The organism is Serratia montpellierensis (genome assembly GCF_020858655.1).
Taxonomy (GTDB): Bacteria; Pseudomonadota; Gammaproteobacteria; order Enterobacterales; family Enterobacteriaceae; genus Serratia; species Serratia montpellierensis.
Genome location: NZ_VOSN01000022.1, coordinates 372,976 through 394,339 on the forward strand (window position 1 = coordinate 372,976; position 21,364 = coordinate 394,339).

27 protein-coding genes are annotated in these 21,364 nt (G+C 60.0%); 13 read left to right on the plus strand and 14 right to left on the minus strand.

Annotated features, from left to right (window positions below):
* The first annotated feature begins 42 nt into the window (after window positions 1-42).
* The 3 genes from FUU19_RS24025 (at window position 43) to FUU19_RS24035 (ending at window position 2,229) form a co-directional block, all read left to right on the plus strand.
* Window positions 43-972 (plus strand): LysR substrate-binding domain-containing protein, encoded by a 930-nt coding sequence (locus FUU19_RS24025; RefSeq protein WP_197833864.1) that lies wholly within the window; start codon window positions 43-45, stop codon window positions 970-972.
* Between the two features lie 21 nt (window positions 973-993).
* On the plus strand, window positions 994-1,233 hold the full coding sequence (locus FUU19_RS24030) for a DUF1289 domain-containing protein (RefSeq protein ID WP_019455980.1): 240 nt from the start codon (window positions 994-996) through the stop codon (window positions 1,231-1,233).
* Window positions 1,234-1,332: 99 nt separating this feature from the next.
* Window positions 1,333-2,229 carry an aldo/keto reductase gene (locus tag FUU19_RS24035; RefSeq protein ID WP_033638383.1) on the plus strand — a complete coding sequence of 299 codons (897 nt, stop codon included), beginning with the start codon at window positions 1,333-1,335 and terminating at the stop codon, window positions 2,227-2,229.
* Between the two features lie 63 nt (window positions 2,230-2,292).
* Here FUU19_RS24035 and FUU19_RS24040 read toward each other — a convergent pair whose 3' ends face one another.
* Complete coding sequence (locus FUU19_RS24040) at window positions 2,293-4,137, minus strand: polyurethane esterase (protein WP_230490517.1); 1,845 nt, start codon at window positions 4,135-4,137, stop codon at window positions 2,293-2,295.
* A gap of 241 nt (window positions 4,138-4,378) precedes the next feature.
* Between FUU19_RS24040 and sodC the strand changes: the two genes are divergently transcribed.
* Complete coding sequence (gene sodC, locus FUU19_RS24045) at window positions 4,379-4,900, plus strand: superoxide dismutase family protein (RefSeq protein WP_141969094.1); 522 nt, start codon at window positions 4,379-4,381, stop codon at window positions 4,898-4,900.
* Here the strand turns inward: sodC and FUU19_RS24050 are convergent, their stop codons facing one another.
* Genes FUU19_RS24050 through FUU19_RS24060 form a run of 3 tightly spaced genes read right to left on the minus strand, consistent with a single transcriptional unit; the run spans window position 4,901 to window position 8,038 of the window.
* Window positions 4,901-6,931 (minus strand): FUSC family protein, encoded by a 2,031-nt coding sequence (locus FUU19_RS24050; protein ID WP_197833863.1) that lies wholly within the window; start codon window positions 6,929-6,931, stop codon window positions 4,901-4,903.
* A gap of 3 nt (window positions 6,932-6,934) precedes the next feature.
* A complete protein-coding gene (locus FUU19_RS24055; RefSeq protein WP_230490518.1) occupies window positions 6,935-7,798 on the minus strand; it encodes an efflux RND transporter periplasmic adaptor subunit in 864 nt (287 codons plus the stop codon).
* Window positions 7,799-7,801: 3 nt separating this feature from the next.
* Complete coding sequence (locus FUU19_RS24060) at window positions 7,802-8,038, minus strand: DUF1656 domain-containing protein (RefSeq protein WP_025159708.1); 237 nt, start codon at window positions 8,036-8,038, stop codon at window positions 7,802-7,804.
* Between the two features lie 180 nt (window positions 8,039-8,218).
* Between FUU19_RS24060 and slyA the strand changes: the two genes are divergently transcribed.
* A complete protein-coding gene (slyA, locus tag FUU19_RS24065) occupies window positions 8,219-8,650 on the plus strand; it encodes a transcriptional regulator SlyA (protein ID WP_141969091.1) in 432 nt (143 codons plus the stop codon).
* A 93-nt stretch (window positions 8,651-8,743) separates the two neighbouring features.
* Here the strand turns inward: slyA and FUU19_RS24070 are convergent, their stop codons facing one another.
* On the minus strand, window positions 8,744-9,208 hold the full coding sequence (locus FUU19_RS24070) for an outer membrane lipoprotein (RefSeq protein ID WP_025159710.1): 465 nt from the start codon (window positions 9,206-9,208) through the stop codon (window positions 8,744-8,746).
* Between the two features lie 362 nt (window positions 9,209-9,570).
* Between FUU19_RS24070 and anmK the strand changes: the two genes are divergently transcribed.
* The 5 genes from anmK (at window position 9,571) to pdxY (ending at window position 14,139) form a co-directional block, all read left to right on the plus strand.
* Complete coding sequence (gene anmK, locus FUU19_RS24075) at window positions 9,571-10,692, plus strand: anhydro-N-acetylmuramic acid kinase (RefSeq protein WP_141969089.1); 1,122 nt, start codon at window positions 9,571-9,573, stop codon at window positions 10,690-10,692.
* A gap of 45 nt (window positions 10,693-10,737) precedes the next feature.
* Window positions 10,738-11,040: an MliC family protein gene (locus FUU19_RS24080; RefSeq protein WP_004931294.1), complete on the plus strand. Its 303-nt coding sequence runs from the start codon at window positions 10,738-10,740 to the stop codon at window positions 11,038-11,040.
* 88 nt (window positions 11,041-11,128) lie between these two features.
* Window positions 11,129-11,782 (plus strand): pyridoxamine 5'-phosphate oxidase, encoded by a 654-nt coding sequence (gene pdxH / locus FUU19_RS24085; protein WP_141969088.1) that lies wholly within the window; start codon window positions 11,129-11,131, stop codon window positions 11,780-11,782.
* Between the two features lie 138 nt (window positions 11,783-11,920).
* Window positions 11,921-13,195: a tyrosine--tRNA ligase gene (gene tyrS / locus FUU19_RS24090; protein ID WP_230507410.1), complete on the plus strand. Its 1,275-nt coding sequence runs from the start codon at window positions 11,921-11,923 to the stop codon at window positions 13,193-13,195.
* 83 nt (window positions 13,196-13,278) lie between these two features.
* A complete protein-coding gene (gene pdxY / locus FUU19_RS24095; protein ID WP_049273332.1) occupies window positions 13,279-14,139 on the plus strand; it encodes a pyridoxal kinase PdxY in 861 nt (286 codons plus the stop codon).
* Between the two features lie 40 nt (window positions 14,140-14,179).
* Here the strand turns inward: pdxY and gstA are convergent, their stop codons facing one another.
* The 5 genes from gstA to FUU19_RS24120 all read right to left on the minus strand — a co-directional run bounded on the left by gstA (window position 14,180) and on the right by FUU19_RS24120 (window position 17,178).
* A complete protein-coding gene (gstA, locus tag FUU19_RS24100) occupies window positions 14,180-14,785 on the minus strand; it encodes a glutathione transferase GstA (RefSeq protein ID WP_016927904.1) in 606 nt (201 codons plus the stop codon).
* A 92-nt stretch (window positions 14,786-14,877) separates the two neighbouring features.
* Window positions 14,878-15,762: a 4-hydroxy-tetrahydrodipicolinate synthase gene (dapA, locus tag FUU19_RS24105; RefSeq protein ID WP_230490521.1), complete on the minus strand. Its 885-nt coding sequence runs from the start codon at window positions 15,760-15,762 to the stop codon at window positions 14,878-14,880.
* Window positions 15,763-15,867: 105 nt separating this feature from the next.
* Window positions 15,868-16,011 carry a hypothetical protein gene (locus tag FUU19_RS24110; protein ID WP_185742296.1) on the minus strand — a complete coding sequence of 48 codons (144 nt, stop codon included), beginning with the start codon at window positions 16,009-16,011 and terminating at the stop codon, window positions 15,868-15,870.
* Between the two features lie 112 nt (window positions 16,012-16,123).
* Window positions 16,124-16,387 (minus strand): YjbD family protein, encoded by a 264-nt coding sequence (locus tag FUU19_RS24115; protein WP_004938373.1) that lies wholly within the window; start codon window positions 16,385-16,387, stop codon window positions 16,124-16,126.
* Between the two features lie 95 nt (window positions 16,388-16,482).
* The gene (locus FUU19_RS24120) at window positions 16,483-17,178 is read right to left on the minus strand and encodes an HD domain-containing protein (RefSeq protein WP_255703317.1); all 696 of its coding nucleotides are present in this window, start codon (window positions 17,176-17,178) and stop codon (window positions 16,483-16,485) included.
* A 201-nt stretch (window positions 17,179-17,379) separates the two neighbouring features.
* On the opposite strand from FUU19_RS24120, the gene FUU19_RS24125 reads away from it, so the two are divergent.
* Window positions 17,380-17,772: a nuclear transport factor 2 family protein gene (locus tag FUU19_RS24125; RefSeq protein WP_004938379.1), complete on the plus strand. Its 393-nt coding sequence runs from the start codon at window positions 17,380-17,382 to the stop codon at window positions 17,770-17,772.
* On the opposite strand, the gene FUU19_RS24130 is transcribed toward FUU19_RS24125, so the two are convergent.
* Entirely contained in the window at window positions 17,769-18,038 is a 270-nt protein-coding gene (locus FUU19_RS24130) for a hypothetical protein (protein WP_107226861.1), read from the minus strand. The two genes, FUU19_RS24125 and FUU19_RS24130, sit on opposite strands and share 4 nt — an antisense overlap.
* A 276-nt stretch (window positions 18,039-18,314) precedes the next feature.
* On the opposite strand from FUU19_RS24130, the gene FUU19_RS24135 reads away from it, so the two are divergent.
* Complete coding sequence (locus FUU19_RS24135) at window positions 18,315-18,695, plus strand: nuclear transport factor 2 family protein (protein WP_127146137.1); 381 nt, start codon at window positions 18,315-18,317, stop codon at window positions 18,693-18,695.
* A 7-nt stretch (window positions 18,696-18,702) separates the two neighbouring features.
* Here the strand turns inward: FUU19_RS24135 and FUU19_RS24140 are convergent, their stop codons facing one another.
* Entirely contained in the window at window positions 18,703-19,083 is a 381-nt protein-coding gene (locus FUU19_RS24140) for a RidA family protein (protein WP_038874872.1), read from the minus strand.
* A gap of 182 nt (window positions 19,084-19,265) precedes the next feature.
* Here FUU19_RS24140 and FUU19_RS24145 point away from each other — a divergent pair, with 182 nt between their 5' ends.
* Complete coding sequence (locus tag FUU19_RS24145) at window positions 19,266-20,120, plus strand: aminoglycoside phosphotransferase family protein (RefSeq protein ID WP_230490523.1); 855 nt, start codon at window positions 19,266-19,268, stop codon at window positions 20,118-20,120.
* Here the strand turns inward: FUU19_RS24145 and FUU19_RS24150 are convergent.
* Window positions 20,085-20,588, minus strand: a complete 504-nt coding sequence (locus FUU19_RS24150) for a cupin domain-containing protein (protein ID WP_048233594.1) — start codon at window positions 20,586-20,588, stop codon at window positions 20,085-20,087. The genes FUU19_RS24145 and FUU19_RS24150 overlap by 36 nt on opposite strands.
* Window positions 20,589-20,612: 24 nt before the next feature.
* Complete coding sequence (locus tag FUU19_RS24155; RefSeq protein WP_141969081.1) at window positions 20,613-21,278, minus strand: O-methyltransferase; 666 nt, start codon at window positions 21,276-21,278, stop codon at window positions 20,613-20,615.
* Window positions 21,279-21,364: the final 86 nt, after the last annotated feature.

A 21,364-nucleotide genomic window follows, 5' to 3' on the forward strand; every position in this document is an offset into this window, starting at 1 on the left:
TGCCATATTCATGCTTTCTTGATTAAGTAAAACTTCATAATCGTGGATAAACTCAATCGAATGGCGATATTCGCCACCGTGGTGGCGGAGGGATCGCTGGCCGGCGCGGCGCGGCGGCTGGGCATGACGCCATCGGCAGTCAGCCAGCACATGCGTTCGCTGGAGAAAGCGCTCGGGGTGCCGCTGCTGCACCGCTCCACCCGCCGTCTGGCGCTGACCGAGGCGGGGGCGGCGTTCTACCCCGGCTGCGAGGCGATGCTGCAACAGGCGCAGCAGGCGGAGCAGCGGCTGGCGGAGCTGCGGGATACGCTGGTGGGCGAGCTGCGCATCGCCACCCCGGTCGGCATCGGCGGCCGCTCGCTGGCGGAGGCGTTATCGCCGCTGTTGCAGGCGCATCCCAAGCTCACGCTGCGGGTGCTGGCGGACGATCGCATCGTCGATATGATAGAGCAGCGGGTCGATATTGCGCTGCGGGCCAACCGGCAGTTGGCGGACGCCAATATGATCGCGCACCCGCTGACGGCGTGGCCGATGGTGCTGTGCGCCGCACCGCGTTATCTCAGCCAGCATGGCGTGCCGGAAAAACCGCAGGATTTGGTGCAGCACCGCTGGATCTCCAGCGGCTACAGCGGGGCCTACCTGGACCTGCTGCACCAGTCCGGCCAGCAGGTCAAGCTGCGGCTGGCGGAAGGGCAGATCGTCAGCGAGAGCATGAACGTGATGCGTGCCTTTACCCGCGCCGGGCTGGGCATTTCCGTTCAGCCGCTGTATGAAATTGGCGATGAGCTGCAGCGCGGCGAGCTGTTGCTGCTGTTGCCGGAGTGGCGGCCGGCGCCGCTCCGGCTGCACGCGTTGACGCTCGAGCGCAACATGCCGGAGAAAAGCCGCCAGGCGCTGCGCTATTTGCGCGACTATTTTCGCCGCAATGGCGAAAAGGGACTTGCCAGCGGCGGCGATGGCGTCTTCAATTAGCAAGAGAACGCAGGAGGCCCCGTGGCGCAGCAGCTTGAATTTTTCGACATCCCCAGCCCGTGTCGCGGCATTTGCCAGGCCGACGATCGCGGATTCTGCCGTGGCTGCCTGCGCAGCCGCGAGGAGCGCTTCGGCTGGATGAGCATGAGCGACGCGCAGAAGCGCGAGGTGTTGCGCCTGTGCCGTCAACGCTTCCTGCGCCTGCAGCGCGCCAATAAAGCGCCCGACGAGCCGCTGCCGGAACAGCCGTCGCTGTTTTAACCTTTCCTGATCTGCCGCACGTTCGTGTGGCTTACCGCTTCCCTGTGCCTCACCGGCTTGTGTATGCTGGCTGACAACTAATGTCATGAGGTTTTCGCAATGGTAGAACGTATTCGTCTCGCGCCGCAGGGGCCTGAATTTTCCCGCATGATTTGCGGTTACTGGCGGTTGATGGAGTGGGGCATGTCGCCGCAGCAGCTGCTGACGTTCATCGAACAGCATGTCGAACTGGGCGTCACCACCGCCGATCACGCGGATATCTATGGGGGTTATGCCTGCGAACAGGCATTCGGCGACGCGCTGCGCCTGAAACCGGCGCTGCGTCAGTCGCTGGAACTGGTGAGCAAATGCGGCATCGCCACTACCGCCAAGCCCGGCAACCCGATCGGCCACTACATCACCGATCGCGATCATATCGTACAGAGTGCGGAACAGTCGCTGCGCCATCTGCATACCGACTACCTCGATCTGTTGCTGATCCACCGGCCGGATCCGTTGATGGACGCTGACGATGTAGCCGAAGCCTTTGTTGCGTTGCACAAAAGCGGCAAGGTGCGTCATTTCGGCGTCTCAAACTTTACGCCCGCGCAGTTCCAACTGCTGCAGTCGCGCCTGCCGTTCTCGCTGGCCACCAACCAGGTGGAGATTTCGCCGATTCACCAACCGGCCATTCTCGACGGCACGCTCGACCAGTGCCAGCAACTGCGTATCAAGCCGATGGCCTGGTCCTGTCTGGGGGGCGGGCGCCTGTTTAACGACGCCGAGTTCCAGCCGCTGCGCGACGAGCTGCAGCGGGTGGCGCAAGAGATCGGCGCCGAGACCATCGAGCAGGTGGTGTACGCCTGGGTGATGCGCCTGCCGTCATCGCCGCTGCCGATCATCGGCTCCGGCAAAATTGAGCGGGTGCGCTCGGCGCTGAAGGCGCAGAAACTGGTGCTGAACCGCCAGCAGTGGTTCCGCATTCGCAAGGCGGCGCTGGGGTATGACGTGCCGTAAGGCGGAGCAAAAAAAAGAGGAAAGCCGGGCGGCGAAAGCGCCCGGCTTTTTTTACGCCGACCCTTAGGCCAACACCACCTGATCGGTGTTGAAGTGATCGAGCGAGACGCCGATCAGCGTGACCTGGCTGTGGCCGAAGGCCAGCACCAGATCGTCGTTTTGCTGTGTGGCATAGTCGCGGATATTCCCGCTGGCGCCTTCGGTACCGATAAACACCAGTTTATCGGTGGCGTTGAAACCATACAGCTGGTCGCGGCCGAAATCGCCGCTGAACAGGAAGGTATTACCGTTGCCGGCGCCCTTCAGGATGTCATCACCGCTGCCGCCGACGAAAGTCAGGTTGCCGCCGGCATGGCCGATCAGCGTGTCGTTGCCGGCGTTGCCGAACAGCCAGGCGTCGTGGCTGCGAGCCTGCAGGACGTCATCGCCGTCGCCGCCGGTGGTGGCGGCGGCATAGGCTTTGAGGCCCGAGTCCGATTTCAATCCCGCAGCGGTCACCTGATGATCCACCTCTTTGCTGAAAATCAGCCAGGAGGTTTCTTTGCTGCGCAGGGTGCTGATGTCGTCTGCCAGCGTAATACCGCCTTTGGCGTCGCGCAGGTAAAGCGTATTGCCGTCGTAGGCGACCTCGGTGTTTTTCAACGCCTGTTGGGTATCGAAGATATTGTGGCCTTTGCCGCCGGCGATCAGGTTATAGCCGCCGGCGTCGCGGAAGATATCGTCGCCGTCGCGGCCCTCGAGATAGTCGTTGCCTTTGCCGCCCTTGATCAAATCATTGCCGTCGCTGCCGATGATAAACGTCGGTCCGCTGTGCGTTTCCGCGTTGCGGTTCAGGTCTTCCACCCAGGTATTGCCGCGCGTCACGTTCGACAGGTTGGAGACGATGATGGTCGAGTCCTTGTCGGTCAGCGAATAAAACTCGGAGTTCAGCACCCGCATCAGCCCGTCCTGATAGAAGAACGGCAGGTGCGACAGCCAGGTCGGAATGTTGAGAATGGAAAACGGCAGCAGGTTCCAGGCGTCCGACGCGTAGTGGTCGTTGAAGTTGACGATATTGTTGGTGGCGGAGGCGTGCGGCGCATCGTGTACGCCCAGTGACGGCAGGGTCAGTGAGGTGCCGTCGAGCGCGCGGAACACCGGGTCGTTCTCGTAGCCGATGTTGATCACCTTGCCGCCGGCTTCGTACTGGGTCGGCGAGGCGAAGGCGACATAGTTGGATTGCGCGTAGAAGCCGCCCCAGTTGGCGTCGCTCTGCGCCGCCATGCTGTTGACCGCCAGCCCGCCGAGGCTGTGGCCGCTGACCACGACGTCCTCGCCGCTCAGCCCGTGCGCCTGCGCGAACTTCGCCACGTCGCCCAGCAGATTGCCGAAGGCGTTCAGCGTGTAGCCGTCAGCGTAGCCTTTCGGCCCGAAACCGGCCAGCAGATCGTTAATCACATCGCCTATGGTATCGCCGATCAGCGACTCGCGCGGGCCGCTGGTACCGCGAAATGAGATGCCAATGGCGGTGAGATTGCCTTCGCTGTCATATTTGCCCAGCACCTCGGCCTGCGCGGTGGTGTAACCGGCGGTCTCGCCGTAATAGGTGCCGCGTGCATCGGTTTTGCCGGCGTAACCCAGCTGCGCGGCGCTGATGACCGACCAGCCGGCATTGTTCACCGTCTCCTGCGCGGCCTGTTCGGAGTCGGGGTTCCAGGGAAGGCCGGGCAGGCCGCCCTGCGACTGGGTGCTGCCGATGAGCGCCGTGATCAGCGTCAGCGGCAGGCCCAGTCCGAAACCGGTTTGGTGGTAGCCTTCGTCGAAGCCATTATCGATATTGTGGTAAGCGTAGGTGGAGATGGCCAAGGCGTCGGAAAACAGCGCTTTCGACGCGTTTTCGTCCAAATCCTTATAGCTAAAGATGCCCATATCAGTTCCTTATGAATTATGCCGCCTGGCCGGGGAGTGAACTCTCATGCGTCGGCGGTGGAAACAGGGAAACAACGTTAGCCGAACGACAGCTGGTCAGAGGACCAACATCGGTAGAAATAGTATTAGCCCTAAATATTAGGCGTGCGAATCAAATTGGCGAGATTGTGCGTTGGTTAACAGTGCCGGCGCTGGCTCTCCTATACTGATAGCTCTGCATAGACATTAAGGAGACTGATTGATGAAACGTTATTGGTATGCGGCGCTGGGCCTGATGGCCTGTGGAGCCGCGCAGGCGGCGACGGTCGACGTGGAGATGAACTTGGTGACCGGGCAGGGCATCGGTCAGGATATCGGCAAAGTGGTCATCAGCGAAACGCCGTACGGCTTGCTGTTCACGCCAAGCCTGAAAGCGTTGCCTGCCGGGGTGCACGGTTTCCACGTGCATGAGAAAGGCAGCTGCGAGCCGGGTATGAAGGACGGCAAGGCGGTGGCGGCGCTGGCGGCCGGTGGGCATTTTGACCCGCAAAAGACCGGAAAACACCTCGGGCCGTACGCCGACGGGCACCTGGGCGATTTGCCGGCCATCTATGTGACCGCCGACGGCATGGCTAACTACCCGGTGCTGGCGCCGCGGCTGAAAAAAATCAGCGAAATAGAGGGCAAGGCGCTGATGGTGCACGCCGGCGGCGATAACAACTCGGATCATCCACTGCCGCTCGGCGGTGGCGGCGAGCGCTTTGCCTGCGGCGTGATCAAGTGATCAGCCGCCGCTGACGACCGGCGTTGCGGCAGGCTGGCCCATCGCCTGTTGCAACTGTTGCAGCGAGCAGTAAAGCCGCCAAATCAGCCCGGCCAAATCGCGCGCCGCCTGTTCCGGGTGGTGCGCCAGCGCGTTGCTCATGCGCTGCAGCTCTTGCAGCGTGGCGTCCAGCGAACTGTGCTGCACGCCTTTCTCCGTCATGATGCCGCGCAGGCAGTGGATACAGACGTTGCGCACCGCCGACAGCGGATCGGAACGGGTCTGCCAGTCGCGCAGCTGCCAGACGATATGGCTGCAGTTGAGCAGTACCACGCCCCAGCGCAGCAGCCAGGTGCGGGCCTCCTGATCCTGACTCTGATTAAGCTGGCTGATGCGATGGTAGATCAGCGATTCGAACTGGCTTTCGCTCTGCTGCGGTTTTTTGCTCAACTGATCGATAAAATCGCGCCGCAGCGCGCGGATAATGCGGCGGCTTTTGCGTTTGTCCGAGCTGGGACGCAGGATCTGAAACGCCAGCCCGGCCAGCAGCACGCCGACGATTTTACCGATGTTGTCATTGATGAAGGACTGGTAGTCATAGCTCGGTGGGTTACTGACGGTCAGGAACGAGCCCATAAAGACGATCAGCTGCCCCCAGAGCGCGGCATAAGGCGGGTTCTGCAGCTTGAGCATCTGCATGGTCACCAGGATCGGGAACAGGAAGGCGCAGAACACCCAGAAGTCGTCAATCTGGATCATCAAGCCGAATTTCACCACAAAGCAGGCAACCGAGAGCAGCAGCACCGCCTTGAGCAAGGTGCTGACGCTGTTGATCGGCGAAGGCGTGGAGGAGTAGAGCACACAGCTGATGGCGGTGAGCGTCAGCGCCGCGCTGCCGGCGTCCCACTGCGTGTTGATCCAGTAGGCGCAGCCGATCACGATGCATAAAAAGGTGCGCAGGCCGTTATAGGCGGCTTCGTAGCTGTCGGTATGGCGCGCCAGCGAGGTGACGCGCGGCGGCTGGAGATCGCTGACCGCCGTGGCGCTTTCCAGGCGCAGCAGCCAGCGGTTACAGCGCAGGTAAAGCCAGCAGAAATCACGCAGACGCAGCCAGAAAGCGCGATGGCGGTAGTCCGCCGCATCTTGCGGGGCGATCTGCTGAAGCAGGCGCGCCAAACGGTACTTGTCGGTGGCGGGATCGCGCAGCTCGTCCAGCAGTTGCGTCAGCACCGGCATCAGATTGGCGGGACGATCCGGCCAGTTCAACAGCATGCGGCGCAGGCTGGAAATGACGCTGGTAATACGCAGCTGCTGGTGCAGCAAATAGTTGAGCAGATTATTTTGCCGACGCAGGCGGTAGTGGCTCCAAAACGCCTGAATGCGCAGCAGGTTCATGGTCAGGATTTGGCCGATAACGCCTTCGTGTGAGGTGCGCATCTGCGCGGTGACCTCCGGCTGCCACAGCATAGCGGCGTGCTCCAGCAGACGTAGCTGCATGCGCCGCAGTGAGGTCAGCAAGGCTTCGCCGTCGGAGGTGCTGGGCAGGATCATCATCATCAGTCCGCCGCACAGAATGCCGGTGATCACTTCGCAAACCCGCGCCTGCGCGATATCGAAAATCTGCTGGGTATCGGTGACGTTAACCGTACCGAAGGCGATAATCGCGGCGGTATAGCCCGCCAGCGCGAACGCGTAAGAGACGTTGTTTTGGTAATGGTTGGAGATATAGGTACATAGCCCGATCCAGGCGGCGATGAACAGCGTAAACAGCCAGGGGTCGTTCAGGCAGTGGCCGGCGATCGCCACCGAGGCGGCGGCGCCCACCAGGCTGCCGAAGATGCGGCCGATGCTTTTGCTGATCACGCCACCGATGGTCGGGAAGCTCACCACCGCGGCGGAGGTGAGCGCCCAATAGGGTTCATCGAGTTCGAGCACGAACGCGACCCACAGCGCCAGACACATCGCCAGCGAATTGCGCAGCGCATAGCGCCATTGGCCGCCGGTCGCCTTACCCCAGGGGGTGCGGCTCCACTCCAGAAAAGGCAGGTTCACACTTTAGTTCCGCTGATGAATCGAAATGGTGCAGGTGGTACCGGCGACCAGCGTCAAATCGGCGGGCACGTTGAGCAATTTTATCCGTACCGGCACGCGCTGAGCCAAACGCACCCAGGGAACATTAGGTTTAACGTCCATTAATAGATCGTTGCTGCTGTCGACGCTCTGATCGTAAATGGCGCGGCCGATACTCTCTACTTCCCCCTGCAGCGGCGTGTTGCCGTTATATAAAACGATGTCGGCTTTATTGCCTTCTTTTATATGTTTCAGCTTGGTTTCTTCGAAATAACCGAGCACATAAAACGAATGCACATCCACCAATGCCACCAGTGGCGTGCCGGCGTTGGCGTAGTTGCCGACCCGCGCCTGCAGGTTGGTGATATAGCCGTCGGTTGGCGCGTAAATTTTGGTTTTGCTCAAATTCCATTTGGCCTGTTCCAGGTTGGCCAGGGCGGCTTTATAGGCGGCCTTCATTGCCTGCGCGGCTAAATTGGACTCGTCCAAATCTTCAGCGGAAATAACGTTGCGCGGTAAACCGCGGCGGCGGGCGGCCTCGTGATCCGCCTTGGCCAAATCGGATTGCGCTTTTGCCACCGCGGCCTCGGCATTGTCCAGCGCGATCTGATAGGGCACCGAGTCGAGGGTAAAAATCAGACTTCCCGCAGGTACGAATTGATTGTCATTCGCGCTTATTTTCTCTAATCTTCCAGAGACTTCAGGGGTGATATTGACGAGTTCTGCGCGCACTTTTCCGTCACGGGTCCATGGGGATTGCATATAATAATTCCATAGCCACCAACCGGCGCAGACGGCAATGGCGCAGACGATCACCGTAGAGAAGTATTTTAATGTTTTATGCTGCATGGGTTACCAACTCGCTAAAATCCATAAGGAACCGCTGACGGTCAGAACGAAAATGGACAGGTCCATCAACATGGGATGCCAGATTTCACCGGAATACATCCAGTCTCTCAGCAGCTGATGAATCAGTAGCCATAAGACCAGTCCTAGCAAAAAAGCTTTAAATATAGGTGGAAAATAAAGCGATGCCCCCAGGACCAAATCGGGTAAGGGCGATGAGGCGTGTAACCATGATGTATTCACATTAACAATCCCTAAGGGTGAATATGTTGAATATTTGCATAACGATTAAACAATAGCAGTCAAAAACAGTGGCTATTTCCACAATATACATTATATACATTTGTGTTTTTAATGTGAGTTACCCAAAATAGTCTAAACTCTGGGAGGTAATGTTAGCATGCTAATTATAAGGAGGGGTAAGTGGAGTCAACATTAGGTTCAGATTTAGCACGATTAGTTCGTGTTTGGCGCGCGCTCATCGATCATCGGCTCAAGCCGTTGGAGCTGACCCAAACGCATTGGGTCACCCTGCACAATATCAATCGTTTGCCGCCGGAGCAGTCGCAAATCCAGCTGGCCAAGGCGATCGGTATCGAGCAACCGTCACTGGTTCGTACTCTGGACCAATTGGAGGAGAAAGGGCTGATCACACGTCACACCTGTGCCAACGATCGCCGCGCGAAGCGCATCAAGCTGACCGAAGCGGCCGATCCGATCATCAGGGAAGTCGACAGCGTGATCACGTCTACACGCAGTGAGATTTTAAGCGGCATTACCGTCGACGAAGTGCATCTGTTGGTAGGGCTGATTGGCAAGTTAGAACAAAATATCACCGAACTGCAGAACAAATAATAATATTCTTATTTTTCTACGATTACAGTTTCACAGCATCAGAAATAAAACCGGAGGCGTTTGCCTCCGGTTTACCGTGTGTCGCTGACTGACTTACAGCGGAGAGACGGTGATGGTGTCGCCCATGCGCGCCATGCGCACGCGTTGGCCTGGGCTGAACTTGGTGTCGCCCGCTTTCTGTACCACCACGATATTCTCTTTCTGGTCGGTTTTGATTTCCAACTCATAGCCTGAGGTACGGCCGGCCACTTCACCGATGCTGTTGCCCGCCGCGCCGCCGGCGATAGCGCCTGCCGCGGTAGCCAGGGTACGGCCGGTGCCGCCGCCGACGGTGTTACCCAACAGGCCGCCAATCACTGCGCCGCCGATCATCCCCAAGGCGTTGGAGCCTTCGCCGCCCTGAATTTTAACCGGACGCACGGAAACCAGCGTCCCGTAGGTGACGTTCTGCACCTGCTTGGCCTGCGAGGACGAGTAGACATCGCCGGACATGGATTCATTGGCACAGCCGGCCAGCGTAACGGCGGCGACGGCAACGACGAGAAGACGCTTGATCATACAAAACTCCTGATGGTAGTAGTCCATAACCTGGTAATGCTCTCCAGGCAAGATTCAGTGAAAATGATAGACAAAGTATGGCTGAAAGTTGACACACCGCCATGCTCCATCGCTGCACGCAGCTTAACTTTTCTCTGTTCAACCAATAATAAACCGCGGTTTACCTTTATGACAGCCTTGGCGACATTCCGTTGCCTGTTATGGCACGGTTTAACACATAACATGTGCCACAGCGGCGCCGGGCGGCGGTGTCTGGCTCACGGCCTGTAAAAAAAGCATCATAATTCATGGCGTTAATCCGGCAATTCTGGTTTATTTGTCAGGATAGAATTTGCTTACCGCGCGGGTTAGAGGATGTTGCTATGAAGTCAGGCCGCTATATAGGCGTCATGTCCGGCACCAGTCTGGACGGAATCGATGTGGTATTGGCCGCGATCGACGATCGCATGGTGGCGCAGCAGGCCAGCTATAGCCATCCGATGCCGATGGCGCTGAAAAAAGAGATCCTGGGCATGTGCCAGGGGCAGCAGACTACGTTGGCGGCTGTCGGCCGGCTGGACGCCCAGCTGGGCAGGCTGTTCGGCGAGGCGGTGCTTGGCTTGCTGAAGCAAACCGGCATCGACGCCGAGCAGATCACCGCCATCGGTTGCCACGGCCAGACGGTGTGGCATGAACCGGAAGGCGACGCGCGTTTCTCTATGCAGCTCGGCGATAACAACCGCATCGCCGCGCTGACCAATATCACCACCGTCGGCGATTTCCGCCGGCGCGACATGGCTTACGGCGGGCAGGGCGCGCCGCTGGTGCCGGCGTTTCATCAGGCGCTGCTGGGGCATCCTGTCGAGCGGCGCATGGTGCTGAACGTCGGCGGCATTGCCAACCTTTCTCTGCTGTTGCCCGGTGCGCCGGTGCGCGGTTTCGATACCGGGCCTGGCAACATGTTGATGGACGCCTGGGTGTGGCGCCACCGCGCGCAACCTTACGATCAGGACGGCGGCTGGGCCATGCAGGGGCGGGTATGTTTACCGCTGCTGCAGCAGATGCTGGCGGATCCTTACTTCGCGCTGCCGGCGCCGAAAAGCACCGGCCGCGAGTATTTCAATATCGCCTGGCTGGAGCGGCAGCTGGTCGGATTGCCGGCGATTGCGCCGGTCGACGTGCAGGCCACGCTCACGGAGTTGACCGCCGTCAGCATCAGCGAACAGGTGTTGCTGGCCGGCGGGTGCGAGCGTCTGCTGGTGTGCGGCGGCGGGGCGCGCAACACGCTGCTGATGGCGCGTCTGTCTGCGCTGCTGCCGGGGACGGAAGTTGGACTGACCGACGATTTCGGCGTCAGCGGCGACGATATGGAGGCCTTGGCCTTTGCCTGGCTGGCGTTTCGCACGCTGTCCGGCCAGGCCGGCAATTTGCCTTCGGTCACCGGCGCCAGCCGTGAAACGGTGTTGGGTGGGATTTATCCGGTTTTGCCATTGGGGGGCCGTTAGCTCTGTTAGGATAGCCTGTGAAGGATTTTTCTAAGGAGCAACAGCATGAAAAAAGTCATTTTCGTCGCCGGCGCGCTGGCGCTGTCCGGCTGCAGCTACATCCTGCCGCAAAGCAGCCAGACGATGCACTACCAGTGCGGCACTACGCCGCTGACGGTGGCGCTCGACGGCAAGGCGAGCGAAGTCAGCCTGCTGATGGATGGCGAGCAGCTGCATCTTAAGCAGGTGCTGGCGCTGACCGGTGCCAAATACAGCGACGGCAAATACACTTTTTGGTCGAAAGACCGCAACGCCTATCTTGAGCGCAACGGCAAGGTAGTCATGAGCGACTGCGTGTTGACGGAGTGAAGGTCGGCGGCGGCGTCGGAGCGATTGAGTTCCTGACGCCGCAGGCGCAGAATGTAACGACGGATTTTTCAGTTGGTCGATAACCCAGATGATTGAAAAGAATGAGTTTGATGTTGCGGACCTGCGCCGTGAATACACCCGAGGCGGCCTGCGCCGCAACGATCTGACCGCCAGCCCGCTCGAACTGTTCGAGCGTTGGTTGAAACAGGCCTGCGACGCGCGCCTGGCCGATCCCACCGCTATGTGCGTCGCGACCGTCGATGAACACGGCCAGCCTTATCAACGCATCGTGCTGCTGAAGCATTTCGATGAGCAGGGGCTGGTGTTCTACACCAACCTCGGCAGCCGTAAGGCGCAGCAATTGGCGCGCAATCCGCATATCAGCCTGCTGTTCCCCTGGCACATGCTCGACCGCCAGGTGATTTTCCTCGGGCAGGTGGAGCGCCTGTCGACCCTCGACGTGCTGAAGTATTTCAACAGTCGGCCGAAGGACAGCCAGATCGGTGCCTGGGTGTCGCAGCAGTCGTCGCGCATTTCCGCGCGCGGCGTGCTGGAAAGCAAATTCCTCGAGCTGAAACAGAAGTTCCAGCAGGGCGAGGTGCCGTTGCCGAGTTTCTGGGGCGGATTCCGCGTGAAATTCGACTCCGTCGAGTTCTGGCAGGGCGGCGCCCATCGCCTGCATGACCGTTTCCTGTATCAGCGGGACGGGAATGACTGGAAAATTGACCGACTGGCACCCTGAAGACGGAAAATCCCCTCTAAGCGCTGGTGCTGACGTCGCCGGCGCTTTATTCTATGCGCTACCCTGAATTTTTATTTCGCCACTGGGCGAAAGGCCGTGTACCGGCAAAGGTGCATTCGTTTATACATGGAGTCATTGATGGCAAGCAGCAACTTGATTAAACAACTGCAAGAGCGGGGCCTCGTTGCCCAGGTTACGGATGAGGAAGCGTTAGCGGAGCGACTGGCGCAAGGGCCAATTGCACTGTATTGCGGTTTCGATCCGACCGCTGACAGCTTGCATTTGGGCCATCTGGTTCCTCTGTTGTGCCTGAAGCGCTTCCAGCTGGCCGGCCACAAGCCGGTAGCGCTGGTGGGCGGCGCCACTGGCCTCATCGGCGATCCGAGCTTCAAAGCGGCGGAGCGCAAGCTGAACACTACCGATACGGTGAACGAGTGGGTCGAGAAGATCCGCAAGCAGGTTTCTCCGTTCCTCGATTTCGACTGCGGCAGCAACAGCGCTATCGCGGCCAACAACTACGACTGGTTCGGCGGCATGAACGTGCTGACCTTCCTGCGTGACATCGGCAAGCACTTCTCCGTCAACCAGATGATCAACAAGGAAGCGGTCAAGCAGCGCCTGAATCGCGATGACTCCGGCATCTCCTTCACCGAGTTCTCCTATAACCTGCTGCAGGGCTTCGATTTCTCCGAGCTGTACAACCGCCACCAGGTGGAGCTGCAGATCGGCGGTTCCGATCAGTGGGGCAACATCACCTCGGGTATCGATCTGACCCGTCGCCAGCACCAGAAGCAGGTGTTCGGTCTGACCGTGCCGTTGATCACCAAAGCAGACGGCACCAAGTTCGGTAAAACCGAAGGCGGCGCGGTCTGGCTGGCGCCGGAAAAAACCAGCCCGTACAAGTTCTACCAGTTCTGGATCAACACCGCCGATGCCGACGTCTACCGCTTCCTGAAGTTCTTCACCTTCATGAGCCTGGAAGACATCAACGCGCTGGAAGAAGAAGACAAGAACAGCGGCGCCTTGCCGCGCGCCCAGTACGTGCTGGCGGAAGAAGTGACCGGCATGGTGCACGGTGCGGAAGGCCTGGCGGCCGCCAAGCGCATCACCCAGAGCCTGTTCTCCGGCGCGCTGCATGACATGACCGAAGCGGACTTCGCCCAGCTGGCGCAGGACGGTATGCCGACCATCAAACTGGATGGCGACGCCGATCTGCAGCAGGCGTTGGTGAATGCCGAACTGGTGCCGTCACGCGGCCAGGCGCGCACCATGATTGGTTCCAACGCGGTGACCATCAACGGTGAGAAACAGTCCGATGCCGAATACCGCTTCAGCGATTCAGATCGTCTGTTCGGCCGTTACACGCTGCTGCGTCGCGGCAAGAAACACTACTGCCTGGTGGATTGGCAGTAAGCGAATAATGACGGTAAGGGGCCCTGGCGGCCCCTTTATTTTTGGGCAGCCGCCCGGCTGCCGTATTCAGAACGAGTCTGTCGATGAAAAACATTCTTTCTATCCAGTCGCACGTGGTGTTTGGTCACGCCGGCAACAGTGCGGCGGAGTTTCCAATGCGTCGCATGGGCGTCAACGTCTGGCCGCTGAACACGGTGCAGTTCTCCAACCATACGCAATACGGTCAGTGGACCGGCTGCGTCATGCCGGCCAGCCATCTGACCGAAATCGCGCAGGGCATCGCCAATATCGATCAGCTGAAGCGCTGTGATGCGGTGTTGAGTGGCTATATCGGTTCGCCGGAGCAGGGCGACCATATTCTGGAGATCGTGCGTCAGGTTAAGCAGGCGAACCCGAATGCCTGGTATTTCTGCGATCCGGTGATGGGGCATCCGGAAAAGGGCTGCATCGTGGCGCCGGGCGTGGCCGAGTTTCACTGCCGCCAGGCGCTGCCGTGCAGCGACATGATGGCGCCGAACCTGCTGGAGTTGGAGATGCTGAGCCAGATGGCCGTCGCCGACGTGGCTGATGCGGTGCAGGCCGCCCGCGTGCTGATTGCCAAAGGGCCGCGGCTGGTGCTGGTCAAGCACCTGGCCCGCGCCGGCTATCACGCCGACTGTTTCGAAATGCTGCTGGTGACGGCGGACGAGGCCTGGCACATCAGCCGGCCGCTGGTGGACTTCGGCGCGCGTCAGCCGGTCGGCGTCGGCGATTTGACCAGCGGTCTGCTGCTGGTGGATCTGCTGAAGGGCGAGGCGCTGGATAAAGCGCTGGAGCACGTGACCGCCGCCGTGTATGAGGTGATGTTGACCACGCAGGAGATGGGCGAGTACGAACTGCAGGTGGTGGCGGCGCAGGATCGGATCGTGCAGCCGCGCAGCGAGTTCAAAGCGGTCAAACTGTAAGTGGCATTCGGCCCCGGCGACAGCCGCCGGGGCCCGATGTTTACTTCAATCCTTCGGCGTTCAGCGCCGCATCTACCGCCGGGCGCGCCGCAACGCGATCGAACCAGGCCGCCAGATGGGCGTGCTTGCGCACGTCGAACTGCAGGGCAAACGCCCAACGCAGCACGGTGAACAGGTAGGCGTCGGCCACGCTGAAACGGCTTCCCAACAGGAAGTGCTGCTTCGCCAGCACTGAATCCAGATAGCTGAACTGCTGCTCCAGCTTGGCGCGCGCGATGGTTTTATATTCCTCGGGCGTCTTTGGGTTGAACAGCGGGCTGAATCCTTTGTGCAGCTCGGTGGCGATATAGTTCAGCCATTCGATCGCGTGGTAGCGCGACAGGGTGCCCGCCGCCGGGATCAGGTTGCGGTCCGGCACCCTGTCCGCCAGGTATTGCACGATCGCCACGCCTTCGGTCAGCAGGCTGCCGTCATCCAGCAGCAGCGCCGGAACCTGTCCCTTGGGGTTGATGGCGAGGTAATCGGCACCGCTCTCGGTTTTCTTCTGCGCCAGGTCGACCTTCTCCGCCGTAAAATCCAGCCCTGCCTCGCGCAGCACGATATGCGGGGACAGCGAACAGGCGCCGGCTTTATAGAACAGTTTCATCGGAAGCTCCTTGTTGATGACGAATGACGGGCATGCTTAACCTCTCATCGTAGTCCCATAGCGCCAAAATTACAGCGGCTTAGCTAACAAATTTAACCGATGATCGCCTCGGCGGGCTGCAGCTGCGCCAGCGTTGCGGCGATCTGCTGTTGCAGCGCCTGTGGCGCCACCTGCATCGGCGAGCGCAGCTCGTTGGCGATCAGCCCCTGCTGGGCCAGCACCGTCTTGACCGGCGCCGGATTGGGGAAGCTGAACATCTGGTGGATCATCGGCAGCAGCTCATAGAAGTTGCTGCGTGCTGCGGCCAGATCGCCGGCGGCGACTTGCTGCACCAGCTGCACGAAACGTTCCGGGTGAACATGCGCGGCGGCGGAGATAGCGCCGGTGCCGCCGAGGCACAGCGTGGTGAGGATCAGATTGTCTTCTCCGGTCATCACATCGATCTCGCCATCGGCGATCAGCGCCATGGTGGCGTCAGGGTTGCCGCCGCAGTCCTTGATGGCGGTGATGCGCGGATGGCGTGCGAGCCGGCGCAATGTGGCCAGCTCCATGGCGATGCCGGTGCGCTGCGGAATGTTGTACAGGATCACCGGCACGCTTGAGGCGTCGGCCAGCTGGGTAAAATAGTCGATCAGGCCGCATTGCGAAGGGCGGATGTAGTAAGGCGCCGGGATCAGCACGCCGGCGATGTCGCGCAGTTGAATGGCCTGCTGCATCTGCAGCGTGGCGGCCATGTTATTGCCGGACAGGCCCATCACCACCTGATGGGCGGGCGCCACGTCCAGTACGGCGTCGAGCACCGCCAGCTGTTCTTCTTTGCTCAGCGCGGCGGCTTCACCGGTGGAGCCGCAGACCACCAGGCCATCGATGCCGGCGCCGAGCAGGTGCCGCGCCAGGCGTTTGACCGCCAGCAGATCGACGGCATCGTGATTGAAAGGGGTAACCATCGCCACCCAAATACCCGAAAATGAGGCCATAAAATATTCCTTCTGTGTGACCGACAGAGAAGCCAGATGAGAAAATTGAAGGCGGAGCGTTGCGTGCCATCCAGTCAGCTCATCTGACGGGACAGCTCGCCCCGGTCAAATGAGCGTCTGTTTCTTCGATTTAACCGCCGCCAAACCGCCAATAGGCAACGCAGGCGTCATCAGAATGTCAGCGTTGCGTGGATAGGCCATGGCGGTCTCGCGAAAAGGGGAAGTGGGGTGATAATGAATATTCTTCATCAGGCTGTCAATTTACAACAGATTGATAACATTGTTATTCATGATTCGTCAGCGGGGATGAGTTTGGCTAATAAATAAAAATCCCCGCGGCGGCGGGGAGGGTTTGGCCGGCTCAGCGCGGCGGGCGGGAGCCGATGGTGGCGGACCAGCTGAAAGTGTCGCCGCTCGGCCGGTAGCGGTTGGCCTTGCGTTCTGCACGCTCCGCCTTGGCGAGCTTCGCTCTGGCGGCCATGATGCGCGCCACCACTTCATCCTTGACCTTGTGCTGTTCGGCGTTGGTCAGTGGCCGCCCGTGGCTTTTGCGCGCTTTGTCCAGTTCGGTTTTCACTTCCCGCTGTTCGCTTTCCGTCATCTCTTTCAACGTCAACTTTTTCATCTGTGCCGCCCGTTCGGTGAAGTTGACTTACAGTTTAACGGCGTTATGTGACCGAAAATGTTATGGGCATAACGAAAATGCCCGGCAAACCGGCATTACACCTCTTCCAGCAGATCGTCGACAAAGCGCCGCATGCGTTCGGTGCGCCGCTCGGCCATGTGCCGCCCGGCGGCGGTCTGGAAGCCGTCTTGCAGTTTGAACAGCTTGGTTTCGAAATGGTCCAGGCTGAAACGCTTGTCGTCATATTGACGATGTTCGGCCCGCGGATCGGCGGCGTCATACAGCGCGCTGCGCATGCGGCCGCCGATATAGAAGCAGCGCGCCACGCCGATAAGACCTATGGCGTCGAGGCGATCGGCGTCCTGCAGGATCTTGGCCTCCAGCGTTTGTGGGGGGATGCCGGCGGAAAAACTGTGCGCTTCGATGGCGTGAGCCACCGCCGCGATATCCGCCGACGCCCATTCCAGCCGGGTCAGCGTCAGCGTGGCTTGCTCCGCCGCCATGCGCGAGGCCAGATGGCGCTGCGGCGAGTTTTTTTCCACCGCGACGGCGTCGTGCAGCAGCACCGCCGCGCAGAGAATGCGCCGGTCGCCGCCTTCCAGCTTGCTGATTCGGCGGCAGTTCTTCCAGACCCGGTGCAGATGTGCAACGTCATGCGAACCGTCGTCCGACTCGAGAGTAAGCGGCAGCAACGTTTGCGCCAGCGCCTGGTAGGGAGAGAAAGGTTGTAACAGCTCTTGCGTCAGCGAAGGTAAAGACACGTTCAGCTCCTGTTGGGGGAAATCGGTCAATCAGCATAGCCGCGCCGGATGCCGGGAGAATGACAGAAAAACGGCTATTGTTTACTAAAGTGCAACCCACTATTGTCATAACTGCGGTTTTTGCAGCGAAACAAGCAACCTAGAATAGCCGCATTCCGCCGTCTCCGCGTGGTGAGAGCCTGTGTCCGCGGGGATGGCCGGAATATCCTCATCAGCCATTGGAGAAGAGACATGCCAACCCCTCTTGAGATAGTGCGCGCAACCTATGAAGGCAGTTCCGAAGAAAACGGCCGTAATCTGCTGGCGGCGCTGGCCCCCGATGCCGAGTGGACCGAAGCCGCCGGTTTCCCCTACGCCGGTACCTATATCGGCCCGGAGAACATCATCAAGAACGTGCATCAGCGCCTGGGCAGCGAATGGCAAGGTTACCGCGCCGATGTCGACCACTTTTACGACGCCGGCGACAATGTGATCGCACAAGGTTTTTATCACGGCACCTACCGGGCCACCGGCAAATCCTTTAGCGCCTCTTTTGCGCATATTTATACGCTGCGCGCCGGCAAAATCGTGAAGTTCGTGCAGATTGTCGACAGCGCTAAAGTGCTGGAAGCGATGCAGCCTTAATCGCCGCCGCGCTTGCCGAATTTGCGGTCGAACTCGCGCCGGTAGCCCCGGGCCTTGTTGCGATCGCGGATCCACAGATAGCCGCACACCAGCGCAACCGCTCCCGAGAAGGTGACGTTGCGCATATCCCGGTCATACCAAAACACCAATAGCGCATCCAGCGCCGCAATCAGCGCGATCCATTTATACATATGGGATTGACGCCGCGTGGCGGCGTTGAGTCGCTTTAACTGTCTGGCTTCGTCCAACACCGGTTTTTGCTGCATAGCGTTTCGTTATCATCAGGCTGTTCACGCTAAATTAGCAGAATTTCCCCAACCGCCGCAAAGATTAACGCGCGGCGTCATGCGGTTTTCGCCGCCCCTGGCGCGGTGCAGAAAATTTGTGCGCGGGTGCTTGAATTGTCCATTGGGCGTGGTAGGTTATTTATTCGCTATTTTTGGGTTTTTATTCAAATCTCGCCGTGTCATCAAGCTGCAGCACTGGGCGGTTAACGTGATGGGTTCGATACATGCGGCGGTTAACTTCGGCAGGAGGATGTGATGAACGATAAAACGGCACGCCCGCAGGATGTGGTTCAACAACAGCTTGACGCCTATAACGCCCGCGACATCGACGCCTTCATGGCCTGCTGGGCGGACGACGCGCAGTATTACGAGCACCCCGACACGCTGCTGGCCAGCGGCAAGGCGGCGATCCGCGAACGGCATCTGGTGCGTTTCCAGGAGCCGAGCCTGTACGGCGAACGGATAAAACGCATGGCGGTGGGGAACATGGTGGTCGATCAGGAAGTGGTGACGCGCAACTTCCCGCAGGGGCGCGGCAAAATGGATGTCATCGCTATCTACGAAGTGGAACAGGGGCAGATCGCCAAAGCCTGGTTCAAGATCGGCCCCTGCGTGCTGGATGAGGGCGCGCTCTAGCCGCGCATTATTGCAACGCCATCACCGCCTCTATCTCTACGCACACCTGCGGTGAGAACAACGCGCTGACCGCCACCAACGAACAGGCCGGCAGCGCGCCATCGAAATAGTCAAACAGCACCGGGCGCACGCCCGCCAGATCGGCGATGTCGGTCAGGAACACGCTGATTTTAATCAATGCTTTGAGATTTACGCCTTCGCTGGCGGCGATGGTCGCCAGCTGTTCGAGGATCTCCTGCGTCTGTTCCGGCGCGCTCAAGCCTTGCGCGTCGGTGGCGAAGGCCGTCAATCCCGACACATACAGGCGATCGCCGTGGCGCACCGCATGCACATAGGGGCCGCCCGGCGTAGGCAACTGCGGATAATTCGTGCGTTTTAATGATGTCATGATCAAACCCCGCGCAAGACCGGTTAATAAAATCGACAAACTTGGTTAGGATACTGAGAAAACGGCGGCCTGACGCCGCACACCGATGATATTTGAGAGTATCATCCCTCTTTATTTTATACGTCGTCTCTCACGCGAATGTGACAGTGCGGCGCAGATCGGCCACAAGGACGCATGAGACGATGAACCCGCTTTTTACTCCCTACCTGCAACGCTGGCAACTGGAACAAGACGGCAAAGCCTTCGAAACCCACAGCAGTCTGCTGATGCCGGTGCGTTACCGGGGTGAAGCAGCCATGCTGAAGATCGCCCGCGAGCAGGAGGAGCGCTTCGGCGGCCAGCTGATGTGCTGGTGGCGTGGGGAAGGCGCCGCGCAGGTGCTGGCGTGGCACGACGACGGCATTCTGCTGGAGCGCGCGCAGGGTGAAGGTTCGTTGGCGCAGCTGGTGCGTGACGGCAACGATGAGCTGGCCACGCAGATCCTGTGCCGGGCTATCGCCGCCTTGCATGCGCCGCGCGCGGCGCCGTTGCCCGAGCTGATCCCGCTGCATGAGTGGTTCAGCTCGCTGTGGCCGGCGGCGCAGGCGCACGGCGGCATGCTGCGTCTCAGCGCCACGACGGCGGCTGAGCTGCTGAGCAGCCCACGAGAAGAGAGTGTGCTGCACGGCGATATCCACCATGACAACGTGCTGGACTTCGGCGAACGCGGCTGGCTGGCGATCGATCCCAAGCGTTTGTACGGCGAACGGGGCTTCGATTACGCCAATATTTTCTGTAATCCCAACTACGGCATCGCCACCGAGCCGGCCATTTTCCAGCGGCGCGTGGAACAGGTCTGTCGCTTGGCCGGGCTGGAGCGCCGGCGCTTGCTGCAATGGATCCTGGCCTGGTCGGGGCTCTCCGCCGCCTGGTTTATGGAAGACGGGCAGGCGGCGGATATCGACTACCGCGTGGCCGAACTGGCGGCGCGCGCATTGGATCTTCCGCTGCCCGACGGCGATTCAGGGTTCATCCTGCCAGTAATCGAGCGAGGTTGAAGGGCGCTGCAGGTAGCGTACCTGCTCGCCGTCTGCGCTGCGCGCCATCGCCTGGTATTTGCCGGAATCCGGGTACATCACCAGCTCCGGTTGCTCGCGGGTGCTGACGGACAGGTACTTCAGCGGCGCATCGGAGGTGTTGATGATCTGATGCGGATATTCCGGGCCCGGCGGAATGAAAATCACATCCCCGCTGACGATCGGCAGCATTTCTCCGGCCACCCGCAGCGTACCGCTGCCTTCCAGAATGATGAACATTTCCTCCTGAGCGTAGTGAAAATGGTAGGGGCAGGAGCGCATGCCCGGCGCTACGCAATCGAAGGAGGCGCCCAGCTTGTCGGCGGCGGTGCCGGTGCCGAGGCGAGCGCCGACGCTGTCATACAGCGGCGGCCGCCGATCGTGTTGCTTATCTACCCGTTCGACATTGCGTATCAAGCGCTGTGCCAACAGCGCAGCTTTCTCAGTCATAGGCTTCCTTGGTGACATTGTCACTTAAAAGTTGACGATAGCCAGAGAGAATCCGTCCCAGCCCTTGCTGCCCACGGTTTGTAAGGCGGTGGCGGTCAGACGGGGCTCCTGCGCCATCATCGTGAAGAATGCGCGTACGCCTTGTACACGGGCGTCCGTGCTGGCGGCGTCGGTGACTGCGCCATTGCGCACCACATTGTCACCGATAATCACCGTACCCGGGCGAGCGAGTTTAAGCGCCCAACGCAGGTAATCCGGGTTGCTCGGTTTGTCGGCGTCGATGAAGATGAGATCAAAGGGAGCCAGGGTTTGCAGCGTGGGCAGGTGAGAGATGGCGGGGCCGACGCGCAGCTCAACCTGGCCATCGAGACCGGCGCGCGCGATATTCTGGCGGGCGACGGCGGCGTGGCTTTCATCCGCTTCCAGCGTGATCAATGTGCCATCCGCCGGTAGCGCACGCGCCAGCCAGATGGTGCTGTAGCCGCCCAACGTGCCGATTTCCAAAATGCGTTTGGCGTTAACCATGCGGGCGAACAGCTGCAGCAGTTTGCCCTGATTCGGCGCTACATCATGCGCCGGCAGCCCGGCGACGGCGTTGGTCGCCAGCGCCTGCAACAGGGCATCGTCTTGTTCTACCAGGCTGTCTACGATATAGCGATCGACCTGGGACCATTGTTCCTTTTCTTTCATGTGGGCCTCGTGCGGAAATCGCAGTATGCCCATCCAGTGAAGGCGTCACCGCCGTGCTTGTCAATGCACGGCGTGCGGTTGGCATT